The following is a 15,927-nucleotide window of genomic DNA, read 5'->3' as shown; positions in this document are numbered from 1 at the left end:
GTTTTTTTATTTTTATCCTATGGCAGAGACTACGTTTTTAGACAAAATAGCGTCCACGATAATCGATGGCTATAATGACAAATTATCCGACTTGGTCGTGGTACTGCCCAATAAAAGAGCCAAGGTCTTTTTGATTGAAGCCCTCAGGAAGAAGACCCAGAATACCATATTTGCGCCGCAGATCATCAGCATCGAAGACTTTATCCAAGACATTGCAGGAATACGCTCGGTCGATAGCATTGAACTGGTCTTCGAATTCTACGAAATTTATATCGAGATTACCGACAAAGAAAAACAACAGCCCTTTGAGCTCTTTGCCAATTGGGCAAAAACCCTGTTACAGGATTTCAATGAAATAGACAGGTATCTGTTAGAGCCCAGCCACGTCCTTTCGTACCTCAAAGACATCGAAGACATCAAGCACTGGTCGGTCGATGCCGAAAAAAGAACCACGATGATTGATAATTATCTACAGTTCTGGAACCTGCTGCCAGTTTACTACGAAGCCTTATACGGACATCTTTTAAACAAGGGAATCGGCTACCAAGGCCTGATCTATAGAGAAGCTGTCAAAAACCTAAACCATTTTTCAAATGCAATCGGAAATAAAGAATTTCTTTTTTCTGGTTTCAATGCCCTCAATGCCTCCGAAGAAAAAATAGTACAGCACCTTTTGGTCACCGATAAGGCAAAAATCTTTTGGGATGCAGACGAAGCATTCCTAAACGATCCGTTTCATGACGCAGGACTGTTTTTGAGACGGTTTAAAGAAAGCTGGAAGCATTATAAGGCCAATCCTTTCGAATGGATCGTAAAAGACTTTTCAGAGCCTAAAAACATCCAGATCATCGGAACGCCAAAAACCATTGGCCAAGCCAAGATTGCCGGGAGCATAATCGAAAAACACGCACAGCGCGAAAGTTCCCTTAACAAGACAGCAATTGTCTTAGGCGAAGAAAACCTTCTGGTACCGTTACTTTATGCATTGCCGGCATCAGTTGAAGCCTTGAACATCACGATGGGATACTCCGGAAAGAACAATCCCGCCCAGATTCTGGTAGCAAAACTCTTCAAGCTGCATTCAAATGCGCTATCAAGAAACCCGAGCAGCTATGTCTTCTACTACAAAGATGTTTTAGATATTCTGACGCACCCTTTGGTAGAACCCTATGCCCAAGCCGCCGCTTTGGTGAACATCATAAACCAAAACAACTATACGTTTATTACCCATAACAAGCTTTTGGAACTGAGTCCGAACCAAAGCACGCTCTTTCTATTGCTATTCCAAAAATGGGAGCACGGTTCGATGCAAGTGCTCGAGACGATTTCAAGCCTGCTGCTGCAGATCAAGTCCAATCTGAGCAACGACAACGACGAAGAGAAAATTACCAAAGCCTTTGTCTATTCCATTTTCAAGGTCATCAACAAGCTGATGAACTATTACTCCAGACATCAGCATATCGATACGATAGAAACGCTATTTGCCGTCTATAAGCAGATTATCGACCTTGCCGAAGTCTCTTTTGAAGGAGAACCGCTCAACGGATTGCAGATTATGGGAGTGCTCGAAAGCCGCGTATTGGATTTCGATACCGTAATCGTCACGTCGATGAACGAAGGAAAGTTCCCTGCCGGGAAATCACAAAACTCCTTCATTCCGTATGACGTAAAACGCGAATTGGGACTGCCGACGTTTAAAGAAAAAGACGCGATTTATACCTATCACTTTTACCATTTGCTGCAACGAGCAAAAAATATCTACCTGCTGTACAATACAGAAAGCGAAGGCTTGGACGGCGGAGAAAAAAGCCGCTTCATAACCCAGCTCGAAGTTGAAAAGCAGAAAAACCACACGCTTACCCACGAAATTTATAATGCTGCTTTGCCCGATATCGCCTACAAGCCAATTGTAATTCCGAAATCAGAAAGTGTCATGTCGCGCTTGAAAGAAATTGCCGTTAACGGTTTTTCACCATCGGCCTTGACCAGCTATATCCGAAATCCGATCCAGTTCTATATGCAGAAGATCCTGCGCATACGAGAAGTGGAAGAAGTCGAAGAAAACATTGCCTTAAATACCCTTGGGACAATCATACACGAAACCCTGCGTGTCTTGTATGAGCCTTTTATTGATAAATTCCTATCCGCAGAAGATATCAAAAACTGCATCAAGCAGATTGATGATGAGGTATTGAAGCAGTTCAAGATCGTCTATAAAGAAGGTGAAATCAAAAAAGGCAGAAACCTGCTGGCCTTTGAAGTAGCCAAAAGAAATGTCCTTAACTTTCTGAAACTAGAATTACAGGAAATCGAAAATGGTGATGCCGTAAAGATAATCGCTCTAGAAAAAACCTATGAAAGACTGTTAGAACATCCAAAACTGCCGTTTCCGGTATTGATTAAGGGAAATGTGGATAGGATCGAACAACGCAACGGAAAAATCAGGATTATCGACTATAAGACCGGAAAAGTAGACGGTAAAGAAGTATCGTTGAAGCAATGGGACAAATTAACCTCAGAAATCAAGAACGACAAGATCATTCAGGTATTGGCTTATGCCTTTATGTATGCGCCCCATCTGCAAGGCCAAGAAATGGAAGTCGGCATCCTATCGTTTAAGAATTTAAAATCAGGCTTCCTTCCTTTTAATTTCAAGGAAGACAGGACCGAAATTTCAGTTGTAGATGATACTATTTCAGGAAATTACATCGAGCAATTAGTCTTGCTGTTAAACGAAATCTTAGATAAGGACATTCCGTTCCAAGAAAAAATCTAATTTCTAAAAGCGTAGTGTTTTTAGATGCTTTTAAAGAAAGCAGTCAGCTCTTTTTTCAGTTCCTCTCGGTTTTCAATCGGACTCATATGCCCGTCGGGAAAAGTAAGCAGTTTAGCAGAAGTATTCTCTATCTGGTCAAGACTTTCTTCGTAATTCAATACCGGATCGTTTTTTCCCAAGACCAATAGGATAGGATAGGGCGCAAAATGCAAGATGACTTCCCGATCCTTGCGTATTTTCATTCCTTCCAAAGAAGCAACGATCCCTTGAAGCGGCGTCTTCAGAGCCTCCTCTTTTACGCTTTCAATTTCTGAAGCTAACCTTTCGCGATTGTTTTCGCTGAACAGATTGGCGATAGACAGCCTTACGAAGTTAGTATAGTTCTGCTTTACCGCTTTGATAGCGCGGTCGCGATTGGCTTTCCGTTCGTCGCTATCAGCCCTTGAAGTCGAATTAAGCAAGACAATTCCTTTGACGTTGTCAGGATACAATTCGGCAAAAGCTAAAGCCACATAGCCGCCCATAGAATGCCCCACAAATAGTGCTTTCCGGATTTTCAATTCAGATAAGACGGCATGCACGGCATCGGCATTGTCTTCCATAGAATGTACATAACCTAGCGGCTCGGTTTGGCCGTGGCCTAACAAATCGATAGCGATAATGCGGTATTTCTTAGAAAAATCAGGAACAAAATAATCCCACATCGTACTGTTTTCCAAAAAACCATGGAGGAATACGATAGCTGTTCCCTTTCCGGAATCCGAATACGAAATTTTTGTGTTTTTGTAGATGATCTCTTTCAAAGCTTTTGTTTTGTCCTGCAAAAATAAGGATTATGTTCCTTAGCAAAAGCTTCTTTAAAATATAAAATAAAAACGGCCTGCAATCCGCAAGCCGTTTTCTAAATCTGCAATCAAAAATCTGCAATTTTATTCGTTCATCAAACTTTCGATTTCCTCAATCTCAATAGGAATATTGCGCATCAAGTTGAACGGCTCGCCGTTTTCTTGAACGACAACATTATCCTCAAGACGAATTCCGAAACCTTCTGCAGGAATGTAAATTCCAGGCTCAACGGTAAACACCATGTTTGCCTGCATTGGTTCGTGAAGCAATCCGTAGTCATGCGTGTCCAATCCCATATGGTGGGAAGTTCCGTGCATGAAATATTTTTTGTAAGCAGGCCAGTCCGGATTTTCGTTTTGCACATCCGCTTTGTCGATAAGTCCCAAGCCTAACAATTCAGAAGTCATCAGTTTGCCGACTTCTACGTGATATTGTTTCCAAAGTGTTCCCGGTACCAGCATTTTTGTAGCTTCGTTTTTGACTCTCAAAACAGCATTATAAACGGCTTTTTGTCTGTCTGTATATTTTCCAGAAACAGGAATAGTCCTAGACAAATCGCTCGAATAATTTGCATATTCTGCAGCAACATCAAGCAGTATCAAATCGCCGGCCTTGCATTGCTGGTTGTTTTCGATATAATGCAAAACGTTCGCATTGTTTCCAGAAGCGATAATCGGCGTATACGCAAAACCTTTGGAACGGTTTCTGACGAATTCATGAATCAATTCTGCTTCAATTTCATACTCCATCACATTAGGTTTTACAAAAGAAAGCAATCTTCTAAAACCTTTTTCTGTAATGTTGCAGGCATGCTGGATCAAGTCGATTTCTTCGCTTTCTTTCACAGAACGCAAGCGCTGTAAGATTGGATTGGACTTTTCGACTTTATGAGCTGGATAATTTTCTTTCCACCATTTTACAAAACGCGCCTCGCGAGTCTCTGTTTCAATCGTAGCACGGTAATGCTCGTTCGTGTTGATGTATATCGTATCAGAATAGGCCATGATTTCCTTCAAAGTCTTGTTGAAATCTTGCAACCAGATTACGGTCTTGATTCCAGAAACCTCAAAAGCCCTTTCTTTAGTCAGTTTTTCGCCTTCCCAGATGGCAATGTGCTCGCTGGTTTCTTTCAGGAAAAGGATTTCTTTTAAATTCTCGTAAGGAGCATCCGGAAAAAGCAACAGAATGCTTTCTTCTTGGTCAACGCCGCTCAAATAAAAGATGTCGCGGTGTTGTGCAAAAGGTAAAGTACTGTCTGCGGAAACTGGATAAATATCATTAGAATTAAAGATGGCAACACTATTTGGCTTCATTTGAGCCGTAAACTTTTGGCGATTTTTGATAAAAAGCTGGCGGTCTATTTGATGGTATTTCATAATAATTTCGTTTTTTGAACTTCGATTTCAAAATTACTGTTTTTTTGCAGAAGCGACATAAGATTGATTTATTAAAGTTTCTTAATTGTTTTTGTATGCAGATTAAAAAAGCATTTAATTGGAATTGAACGCTATAAAATTTTTTGGCGTCCTTCACATGAATCTTGGTTTCATGAAAAAGGATTGGTTAAATTCCTCTTTTGTATATTCGTCATAGTAAAGATTCTAATTAGAAAATGCAAAAGCTAAATCCATCCATAAAATATAATCTGATAGTAGGTTTACTACTCAGTTTGTGGATTTTCATTTTTGCCTTTATCATAAAGCCTTTTGATGACGGAACTTTAAATTTTCGGTCATGGATTTTAATAAGTATTGGATTTAGCGTATTGGCCTTTTTATGTTACGGAATTCTTGCGGTGATTCAAAAAAGCATTTATGAAAGAATAGCAAAATGGAATATCGGTTTAGAAACTGGAAGTATTTTATTTTTTCATTTGATTTATTTGATCATTATTTATGCCTATTATAAAAGCCCAATTTTAAAAGGGGGATATAGTTTTGCAGTATTCTTTTCTGTAATATTTATTAAAGTTGTCTTGATCTTAACTCCAGTGATTATTCTAGCAAGAAGATATTTAATGAAACTTATTCCAATAAAAGAGGATATCTTAACCATAAAAGGAGAAAACAAATTAGATGTTTTAAAAATCAACCAATCTGATTTAGTTTGTATTTCTAATGCCCAAAATTATGTAGAGATTTTTTATATTGAAAATGGCAAGCTTACTTCAAAATTGATTCGAAATTCGCTGAAAAAAGTGAAGGAAGATCTTGGTTTTTTAATGCAAATACATCGTTCTCATTTGATAAATCCAATTCATTTTAAATCTTGGAGAAATCAAAATACAATTGTTCTTACTCAAATCGAACTTCCGGTTTCTAAAAATTATAAAGAAACTTTGTTGACGTTATAATTTCCGTACCTAAAACGATGAGTTTTATACCTAAGTCAATAAATCCAGTAGTTGCGCTAATTTTTCATTTTAGTTTTGTTTCAACAATTTTAAATTAATTATGAAAACAAAACATTTCTGCGTCATCGGATTATTATTTTTCTTTATCAGCTATTTATTCTTTGCTAACATTTTGCCCAGCTTTCACGAACCAATCGATTTTGCGCATTGGTTTAACTTAATTGGAGCCTGTTTGTTATTGTCATTTAATTATGTGTTTCCTAAGAATAAATTAAATTCGTTTGCTTCGATTCTAACAACTCTAGGTGTAATTGCGCATATTGGTCTTTGCACAATCGATTTTATTATGTGGAGTTTTGAGTATAATGATAATGCGAAAGCTGAATTGAGTTATCAGATTAGGAATACGCCATCTCTTTTTTATCCTTTTATTGTTATTGGTCCGTCCTTGCTGTTTATTGGTTTGTCAATGCACGCTTTAAATTTTATAAAAACTTATTTTATAGCTGTTTTAATGGTTGTCATGGGTTCGGTAGCAATAGGTTTTTCGTTTTTTGTCTTGAAAGATGGAATTTATATGTTGTTGGGTTGCCTGTTTTTTGTTTTAGGGCTGGGTTTGCTTTTATATAGAAAGAAATAAGTAATGCCAAGATTCTAATATAAAAAATCCGAAGGCTTTTAGGCTTCGGATTTGAAATAGCTTACCCAATCCATTTATAATATCGAGAACCGATTAAACATGGGATTTCTTTTTCTATCCTTTCCAAAATCCATTCGTTTTTAGGAGTTCTTATGCTTTGTTTTTGTTCTTTTTTGTGAAGTTTCTCATAGGTTTCAAAATCTATTTCTTGGCTTCCTTGCAAAGTTTCAAATAGTCTGACTTTTGAAATTTGCGTTTTCCATTCGGGTTGAATCCTGCCTTCAAATACTTTCGATTTGGAGCCGCTTCCGTAGGCTAAGAATCCAAATGTCTTTCCTGAAATTTCTTTTTCAGAATCGTGGAAATGTGCCAAGGTTGACAGCAGTCCCATAAAAATAGAACCCGTATACAAGTTTCCAATCAATGAAGAAGCCAGTTCTGCAGGAAGCAATTTTTGACTTACAAAATTTTTATAGTCTTCAGACTTGCTGATTTCTTTAAGTTTGTTTTGGTAGTCAGAAGCAGATTCATTTCCTGATAAAACTTTAGCATCCAAGGCATAAATTTCCGAAAGCATCCTTCGCCCTTGAAAAGCATAGGGCAGGTGCATAATGATGCTTTCCCAAGAATTGTAAAGGGTTTCGTCAGTATTTTTTAATTTCTTGAATGAAAAGTAAGCATTTCGAGTTCGGTCCATATAACATTGGTTTGAATACTGTCCGTCAAAAACAGGCTGTTCCTTGTGAATTTCAATTTCGTTTTCGAGATTTTCATGCCAAGGCTCGTTGGCTGAGTTTCCGGTAATTTCTGATTTTGAAAGTGTTCTGTATGGCTTAAAAAAATCAAAAACACCTTTGCTGCTCGTTGCCCAATTATTTTCAAAAGCAATAATTTTTGGGTTGGAAGTAACCAGCATTGCCAAAGCGCCAGCTCCTTGCGTATATTCTCCCGTAGAATTCAAGTCGTATTTTGCAATATCGGTCGTAACAACAATCGCTTTCTTTTCGGGATTTAACCGAATAAAATCAAGGCAATTCTGTAAGGCATCAACGCCGCCAATACAGGCAAAAGTAAAATCGACAGCATCGCATTCTGCTAGCAAATCGGCTCCAAATTTTTCTTCCATCAGAGACAACAAGAATGAAGCAATAGGTTTAGAACTGTCGATGCCGCTTTCAGTTCCGACATAAATTCGGGCTATTTCAGACAAATCAATAGCATTTTCCTGAATTAATTTGGTCAACGCATTGGCCCCAAAAACCACAGCATCTTGATACGTGTCTGGCAAGGTCATTTTAATCAGGCCCAAGCCTTTTTCTAACTTTTCAGGTTCTATATTTCTCGCGTTTGCCAGCGTTTTAATAGGCAAGTGTGTTTTTGCGATGTCAAAAGCAATAGCATCAATTCCTGTTTTCATTTTTAGCTTAAATTTCGGATGCTAAAATTAGAGTTCTGAATCTTAAAAAAGAGGCTTTTTGCTGTATAAAACAGGTCAAAATTTGATTTTTATCGATTTAAAAATAAACGTTTCGATAAATTAGCAATTCGATAATTTTAGTTTTGCTATCGGCTGATTTATGGCTATTTTAGCGCAAGATTTTTAAAATTCAAGAAATGAAATACTTTTTCTACATAATTGCATTTTTGGTTTCGTTTAATGGAGTTGCGCAAGACAAACTTCCCTACCAGTTATATACTAAAAGTGGAAAGAAAACGTCTTATAAAAAAATGCTCAAAGAGTCAGAAAATGCCGAAGTGGTTTTGTTTGGAGAACACCATGATAATTCCATTGTGCATTGGCTTCAATTGGAATTTACAAAAGATTTATCGGAGAAAAAACAGTTGGTTCTAGGTGCAGAAATGATCGAAGCGGATAATCAAAAACAGCTGAATCAATACTTAAAAGGCGAAATCAACCAAAAAGCATTCGATACGTTGGCAAGACTCTGGAACAACCACAAAACGGATTACAAGCCGTTAGTAGATTTTGCAAAATCAAAAAACCTGACTTTCGTGGCGGCTAACATTCCAAGAAGGTATGCAAGTCTTGTGTACAAGCAAGGTTTTGAAGCGTTAGATAAATTGTCTGCTGAGGAAAAAACTTGGATAGCGCCGCTTCCGATTGCGTATGATAAAAATCTTCCGGGTTATGTGAAAATGCTGAAAATGATGGGTGACCACGCCAGTGAAAATATGCCAAAAGCGCAAGCCGTCAAAGATGCGACGATGGGGTATTTTATTGCAAAAAATTTACAGCCGAATACCATTTTTATCCACTACAACGGAACGTATCATAGTGATAATTTTGAAGGCATAAACTGGTATCTCAAACGCGAAAAGCCAAGCGTGAAAATTATGACAATCGCAACAGTTTCTCAAAAAGACATCTCAAAAATCGAAAAAGAGAACCTGAACCTTGCTGATTTTATAATCGTAGTAGACGAAGATATGACCAAAACATTCTAAGATTTGCTGTTTTTCTACTGATTTTTAGCTAATTTAAATTGTCTTTTTTAAGGTTTTATTTCTGTTTTTATAATTATTCATCAGTAAAATTATGGGTAATGAAATTTTACGCCTGATTTACTGCAAAATGCATCCACTTTATACTGATTATAAATAGTTCGAAAAGGTTGTAGTTAATTTGAATATGCCTTATTTTTGTGTGATTTTTTAAAACACACAAACAACTCTTATGGCAAAATCTGCAATCTTAAAGTCATCGCTAGCGAAAAAGTACTGGATGGCTCTAACAGGTTTATTTTTATGCTTGTTTTTGGTAGGACATTTAGCTGGAAACTTGCAATTGATTTTTAGCGATGCACTGCATTTTAATGAATATGCATTATTCATGACTACGAACCCAGTAGTAAAACTGTTGTCTTATCTGACGTACATTTCAATTCTTTTTCACGCTGTTGATGGAATTATGTTAACGGTTCAAAACAGAAAGGCAAGACCAATCAGATATGCAAAAGAAGACTCTTCAGCAAATTCAGCTTGGGCCTCAAGAAATATGGCAGTTTTGGGAACCTTGATTTTGGTTTTCATCGTAACACACATGGTAAACTTTTGGGCAGTAATGCACTTCGATAAAAACATGCCGTTGCAGACTATTGAATTGAAAACGGAATATGGTTCACAACAATTATACGTAAAAACAGACGGAAGCTATATGCCTCTTGAAGAAATAGAAAGCGGAAAAATAGTCATAAAAGACAGGACTAATTTCTATGTGAAAGATGGCGACGTGAAAATTGGCGAAGGTTACAAGGATTTGCACAAAATTACCTTTGCATTTTTTAAAGATGCTAAATATGGCCTAATTGCAACAATACTATATGTGATTGCTATGTTTGTGCTCGCATTCCACTTATTACACGGTTTTGCTAGTGCATTCCAATCTTTAGGAGCAAATAACCCAAAATATAACGGACTGATAAAAGGTTTTGGAAAAGGATTCGCGATTATTGTGCCCCTTTTGTTTGCAATTATTCCTGTTTATATTCACTTTTTTGCTAAATAACACACGAACAAGATATGAGTTTAGATTCTAAAATTCCAGAAGGACATATATCAGACAAATGGACCGACTATAAAGACCATCTTAAATTGGTGGCTCCTAATAACAGGCCTAAAATAGATATTATTGTAGTTGGAACCGGTTTGGCAGGAGCTTCGGCTGCAGCTTCTTTAGGCGAAATGGGATATAATGTTAAAGCATTTTGCTTCCAAGATTCGCCGCGAAGAGCTCACTCGATTGCTGCACAAGGAGGTATCAATGCTGCTAAAAATTACCAAAACGACGGCGATAGTGTTTTTCGCTTGTTTTACGATACGATTAAAGGAGGCGATTACCGTGCTAGAGAAGCAAACGTTCACCGTCTTGCCGAAGTTTCAGGAAATATTATTGACCAATGTGTAGCGCAAGGTGTTCCTTTTGCACGTGATTACGGCGGATTGCTTGACAACCGCTCTTTTGGTGGAACACAAGTACAACGTACTTTTTATGCGGCAGGACAAACCGGACAGCAATTGCTTTTGGGAGCTTATTCTGCTTTGTCAAGACAAATTGGTCTAGGTCGTGTAAAGATGTACAACCGTCATGAAATGCTTGATTTGGTAAAAGTAGACGGAAAAGCAAGAGGAATCATTGCTCGTAACCTAATTACGGGAGAAATCGAAAGACACTCAGCGCATGCTGTTATCATCGCTTCTGGAGGTTACGGAAACGTATATTTCCTTTCTACGAATGCAATGGGAAGTAACGTGACTGCTGCTTGGAAAATCCACAAACAAGGAGCTTATTTCGCAAATCCATGTTATGTGCAGATTCACCCAACCTGTATTCCGGTTCACGGGACGAATCAGTCAAAACTGACGTTGATGTCCGAATCGTTGCGTAACTCAGGAAGAATCTGGGTGCCTAAAAAGAAAGAAGATGCTGAAGCTATTCGTGCCGGAAAATTAAAACCGACGCAGATTGCTGAAGAAGATAGAGATTATTACTTAGAAAGAAGATACCCTGCATTCGGAAATTTAGTGCCTCGTGACGTAGCGTCAAGAGCAGCAAAAGAACGTTGCGATGCTGGTTATGGAATTGAAGCAAACAGTACTAACGAAGGTGTTTACCTTGATTTTGCTTCCGAAATTCAAAGCAAAGGCCGTCAGACCGCTTATGCGCAAGGAAATCACAATCCTTCTGATGAAGAAGTTATCTCATTAGGAAAAAAATGGATCGAAGAAAAATACGGTAACCTTTTCCAGATGTATGAAAAAATTACAGACGAAAACCCGTATGAAACTCCAATGAAGATCTATCCTGCGGTCCACTATACAATGGGCGGTGTTTGGGTTGATTATAACTTGCAGTCTACTATTCCAGGTTGTTTCGTTGCTGGAGAAGCTAATTTCTCTGACCACGGTGCTAACCGTTTGGGTGCTTCTGCGTTGATGCAAGGTTTGGCCGACGGATATTTCGTATTGCCATATACAGTTTCAAACTATCTTGCTGATGAAATCAGAACCGGAACGATTCCTACTAATTCGCCAGAATTTGACGAAGCTGAGAAAAAAGTAAAAGACTCGATCAATTTCTTCTTGAACAATAATGGTACAAAATCAGTTGACCATTTCCACAAAGCTTTAGGAGACATCATGTGGAATAAAGTAGGGATGGGAAGAAATGAACAAGGACTTACGGAAGCCGTTGCGGAAATCGATGCTTTACGCAAAGAATTCTTTAAAGAAGTGTATGTTCCTGGAAGTGCCGATGAATTGAATCCAGAGCTTGAAAAAGCACTTAGAGTGGCCGATTTCATGGAGTTAGGTCAATTGATGGCGATGGATGCTTTGCAAAGAAAAGAATCATGCGGAGGACATTTCCGTGAAGAATATCAAGACGCTGAAGGTGAAACACTTCGTGACGACGAAAACTTTAAGTTTGTCGGAGCATGGGAATACCACGGAAGCGACATCAATAAAGAAGAGCTTCACAAAGAAGAACTGAATTATGAATTCATAAAAATTGCAGCTCGTAATTACAAATAATCACAACTATGGCTTCATCAAAATTTATAAACATAAACCTGAAAATTTGGCGCCAAAAAAATGCCAAAGAAAAAGGAAAAATCGAAACCTACAGATTAGATAAAGTTTCAACAGATAGCTCATTTCTTGAAATGCTGGATCAGTTGAACGAACAATTGGTTTCAGAAAGAAAAGAACCTGTTGCCTTTGACCACGATTGTCGTGAAGGAATCTGCGGAATGTGTTCGCTGTTCATCAATGGTAGAGCGCACGGTCCAGACACTGGAATCACGACGTGTCAGTTGCACATGCGTATGTTCAAAGACAATGATACCATTTTTGTAGAACCATGGAGAAGCAAGGCTTTCCCGGTTGTAAAAGATTTGGTAGTTGATCGTAGCGCATTTGACAGAATTCAGCAAGCTGGAGGATTTGTCTCTGTAAATACTTCAGGTAACACAATTGATGCTAATGCAACGCCAGTACCTAAACACGACGCAGATCGTGCTTTTGAAGCCGCTGCTTGTATCGGTTGCGGAGCCTGCGTAGCTACTTGTAAAAACGGTTCAGCTATGCTTTTCGTTGGAGCAAAAGTATCACAATACGCTTTGCTACCACAAGGAAAAGTAGAAGCAACACAACGTGTCCTAAACATGGTTCGTCAAATGGACGAAGAAGGTTTCGGAAACTGCACGAATACTGGAGCTTGCGAAGTAGAATGCCCGAAAGGAATTTCTCTAGAAAACATTGCAAGAATGAATAGAGAATATTTGGTAGCAAGTATCAAATAATCATAAAATAAGCCTGATAGGCAAAATAAAAAATGCATCTGTTAGTATTCAGATGCATTTTTATTTTGTGGAAATTCGTATTTCAATCACTTGTACATTTTTTGTATAAAGCGCTATAAATCTCGATGCCACATCCCCCAAAATATTCCCTATATTTGGAAACCAAAATCAATAAAATGAAATATTTCTCCCTGTTATTTTTTATTTCGACTTTCACTTTTGCGCAAAATTACCAGCAATACGTTAACCCGATGATTGGAACCGGCGGCCATGGTCATACGTTTCCAGGCGCTACTGTGCCTTTTGGAATGGTACAGCTTTCTCCCGATACCCGAATTGACGGAAGCTGGGACGGATGTTCAGGTTATCATTTTGACGACTCCATAATCTACGGATTTTCACACACGCACTTAAACGGAACGGGAGTCTCTGATTTTGGCGATATTATGCTGATGCCAACAATGGGCGTGCCAAGTCTTGACAATAAAAACTATCCCTCAAAATTCTCCCATAAAAATGAAAAAGCTTCTGCTGGATTTTATTCGGTGAAATTGGACAAGCATAATATTGATGTACGATTGACGACTTCAACTCGTGTTGGTTTTCACGAATATACATTCAATAATTCTGGACAAGCTAATATTATTTTAGATTTAAATCATCGCGATCATTTGTTATATGGCGATGTGAAAGTTATAGATAATAAAACAGTTGAAATCTGTCGAAGAAGCGAAGCTTGGGCCCGTAATCAATATGTTTTTGCCCGAATTGAATTTAATTTTCCGATGAAAGTTAGTAAATCGAAAGGAGATTCGAAACTTGAATTATTTTATCGAGGTTCTGAAGTTGCCGTTAGTTTTTCAAGACAAGTTAAAAAGGGAGAGAAAATCTTAGTAAAGGTATCGCTTTCGCCAACATCCTATGAAGGAGCAAAACTCAATATGTCAGAAATAAACCATTGGGATTTTAACAAAACGAAAGCCGATGCAGAGCAACTTTGGAACAAAGAGTTATCTAAAATCGAAGTCACATCTTCGGATAAAAATAAAAAAACAATATTTTACACCGCTTTGTATCACACGATGATGCAACCCAATATCGCCCAAGATTTAGATGGAAAATACCGCGGAAGAGACAATGAAATTCACACAGCAGAAGGGTTTGATTATTATTCGGTTTTCTCGCTTTGGGATACATTTCGTGCCGCGCATCCTTTATATACTTTGATTGATAAAAAGCGCACGGCCGATTTCATCAATACTTTTTTGAAGCAATACGAACAAGGCGGAAGATTGCCGGTTTGGGAACTCGCTTCTAATGAAACCGATTGTATGATTGGCTATCATTCCGTTTCTGTAATGGCAGATGCAATGGCAAAAGGAATCAAAGGTTTTGATTATGAAAAAGCATTTGAGGCCGCAAAACATTCTGCAATGTTGGATCATTTGGGATTGGATGCTTACAAAAAGAATGGTTTCATCAGTATCGATGACGAACACGAAAGCGTTTCCAAAACTGTGGAATATGCCTATGACGATTGGTGTATTGCGCAGATGGCAAAAATACTGAACAAAAAAGCAGACTATGACTATTTTATGAAACGCTCCCAAAACTGGAAAAATATTTTTGATTGGGAAACAGGTTTTATGCACCCAAAGAAAAATGGAGGCTGGGATAAGCCATTCGATCCAAGAGAAGTCAATAATAATTTTACCGAAGGCAATTCGTGGCAGTATTCTTTTTTCGTGCTTCAAGACATTCCGGGCATGATTGAGGCGTATGGCGGTAATGAAAAATTTGAAGCCAAACTCGATGAAATGTTCAATAGCGAAAGCAAAACTACGGGACGTGAACAAGTCGATGTCACGGGACTAATCGGACAATATGCGCATGGCAATGAACCGAGCCATCATATGACATACCTATATAATTATATTGGAAAGCCAGAAAAGACCCAGCAAAAAGTAGATTACATTTTGAATGAATTCTATAAAAACACGCCCGACGGTTTGATCGGCAACGAAGATTGTGGACAGATGAGTGCTTGGTATGTTTTAAGCTCAATGGGAATCTATGCCGTGACACCAGGAAATGCCGAATGGATTAAAATTAAGCCGCATTACGAAAAAATAAAAATCAATTTCGAAAATAAGGAATCACTTACCATTACTAAAAGTGCACTAAAAGGCTATTTAAAAGAAGTGCTGGCAAAAGCAGGAAAAGATAATTTCACTAAAATTACGCCAGTTCCAGTGATTGAAGCACAAGGCAAATCGTTTAAAGAAAAAATGAGTGTCCGTTTCGCTTCTCCAGACAAGACTGCCAACTATTTTTACAAGGTAAACAATGGCAATTTTAAAGCTTTTACAAAAGAATTGATTTTGACCGAAACATCAGACCTACAATTTTACTCAGACAATGGGCAAGGAAGCGTAAGCGATACGATTTCTGCTACATTCATCAAAAAGCCCAACAATTATACTGTCCAGATAAAATCAAAATACAATCCGCAATATCATGCTGGCGGTGACGAAGGCCTGATCGATGGTGTTTTTGGAAATGAAAATTGGCGCAAAGGCGATTGGCAAGGCTATCAAGGACAAGATTTCGAAGCTGTTGTAGATTTGACCAAGATGCAAAACGTAACGTCGTTTTCAGCCCGATTCTTGCAAGATTCAAGAGCTTGGATTTTGATGCCGACAAAAGTAGAATTCTATACTTCAGAAGATAACCTGAATTTCAAATTAGCTAAAACAATTGACAATACGCTGGACGCTAAAAACACAGAAGTTCAAGTCATTGATTTCAAGACAGTAATTCCGGCGACCAAAGCTAGATTTGTAAAAATCAAAGGGTACAATTATGGCAAGCTTCCAGAATGGCATCAAGGTTTTGGCGGTGATGCTTTTATTTTTATAGATGAAATAACAATCAAATAAATTATAACGCTTTCAGAGCTTTAAATTCTGAAAGGGTTTTTTAAAACTAACAA

General features: G+C 38.1%; 11 protein-coding genes. 8 read left to right on the top strand and 3 right to left on the bottom strand.

From position 1 onward, the window contains the following. The first annotated feature begins 19 nt into the window (after positions 1–19). Entirely contained in the window at positions 20–2,776 is a 2,757-nt protein-coding gene (locus tag OLM56_RS02635) for a PD-(D/E)XK nuclease family protein (protein WP_264528220.1), read from the top strand. A gap of 20 nt (positions 2,777–2,796) precedes the next feature. Here the strand turns inward: OLM56_RS02635 and OLM56_RS02630 are convergent, their stop codons facing one another. After that, complete coding sequence (locus OLM56_RS02630) at positions 2,797–3,579, bottom strand: alpha/beta fold hydrolase (protein WP_121376240.1); 783 nt, start codon at positions 3,577–3,579, stop codon at positions 2,797–2,799. Positions 3,580–3,705: 126 nt separating this feature from the next. Then, complete coding sequence (locus tag OLM56_RS02625) at positions 3,706–4,998, bottom strand: aminopeptidase P family protein (RefSeq protein ID WP_264528219.1); 1,293 nt, start codon at positions 4,996–4,998, stop codon at positions 3,706–3,708. Between the two features lie 236 nt (positions 4,999–5,234). Here OLM56_RS02625 and OLM56_RS02620 point away from each other — a divergent pair, with 236 nt between their 5' ends. Continuing rightward, positions 5,235–5,975 carry a LytTR family DNA-binding domain-containing protein gene (locus tag OLM56_RS02620; protein ID WP_264528218.1) on the top strand — a complete coding sequence of 247 codons (741 nt, stop codon included), beginning with the start codon at positions 5,235–5,237 and terminating at the stop codon, positions 5,973–5,975. A 100-nt stretch (positions 5,976–6,075) separates the two neighbouring features. After that, positions 6,076–6,615 (top strand): hypothetical protein, encoded by a 540-nt coding sequence (locus OLM56_RS02615; protein WP_264528217.1) that lies wholly within the window; start codon positions 6,076–6,078, stop codon positions 6,613–6,615. A gap of 61 nt (positions 6,616–6,676) precedes the next feature. On the opposite strand, the gene OLM56_RS02610 is transcribed toward OLM56_RS02615, so the two are convergent. After that, positions 6,677–8,032: a hydroxymethylglutaryl-CoA synthase family protein gene (locus OLM56_RS02610; RefSeq protein ID WP_264528216.1), complete on the bottom strand. Its 1,356-nt coding sequence runs from the start codon at positions 8,030–8,032 to the stop codon at positions 6,677–6,679. A 197-nt stretch (positions 8,033–8,229) separates the two neighbouring features. On the opposite strand from OLM56_RS02610, the gene OLM56_RS02605 reads away from it, so the two are divergent. The 5 genes from OLM56_RS02605 to OLM56_RS02585 all read left to right on the top strand — a co-directional run bounded on the left by OLM56_RS02605 (position 8,230) and on the right by OLM56_RS02585 (position 15,874). Continuing rightward, a complete protein-coding gene (locus OLM56_RS02605) occupies positions 8,230–9,081 on the top strand; it encodes a ChaN family lipoprotein (RefSeq protein WP_264528215.1) in 852 nt (283 codons plus the stop codon). A gap of 229 nt (positions 9,082–9,310) precedes the next feature. Beyond that, on the top strand, positions 9,311–10,141 hold the full coding sequence (locus tag OLM56_RS02600; protein WP_264528214.1) for a succinate dehydrogenase cytochrome b subunit: 831 nt from the start codon (positions 9,311–9,313) through the stop codon (positions 10,139–10,141). 14 nt (positions 10,142–10,155) lie between these two features. Further along, entirely contained in the window at positions 10,156–12,165 is a 2,010-nt protein-coding gene (locus tag OLM56_RS02595; protein ID WP_121375511.1) for a fumarate reductase/succinate dehydrogenase flavoprotein subunit, read from the top strand. A gap of 8 nt (positions 12,166–12,173) precedes the next feature. Further along, positions 12,174–12,935: a succinate dehydrogenase/fumarate reductase iron-sulfur subunit gene (locus tag OLM56_RS02590; protein ID WP_121375510.1), complete on the top strand. Its 762-nt coding sequence runs from the start codon at positions 12,174–12,176 to the stop codon at positions 12,933–12,935. Between the two features lie 176 nt (positions 12,936–13,111). Further along, positions 13,112–15,874: a GH92 family glycosyl hydrolase gene (locus tag OLM56_RS02585; RefSeq protein ID WP_264528213.1), complete on the top strand. Its 2,763-nt coding sequence runs from the start codon at positions 13,112–13,114 to the stop codon at positions 15,872–15,874. Positions 15,875–15,927: the final 53 nt, after the last annotated feature.

Origin of the sequence: Flavobacterium sp. N2550 (assembly GCF_025947265.1) — a bacterium.
GTDB lineage: Bacteria > Bacteroidota > Bacteroidia > Flavobacteriales > Flavobacteriaceae > Flavobacterium > Flavobacterium endophyticum.
This window is presented reverse-complemented; position numbering and strand designations above follow the sequence as displayed.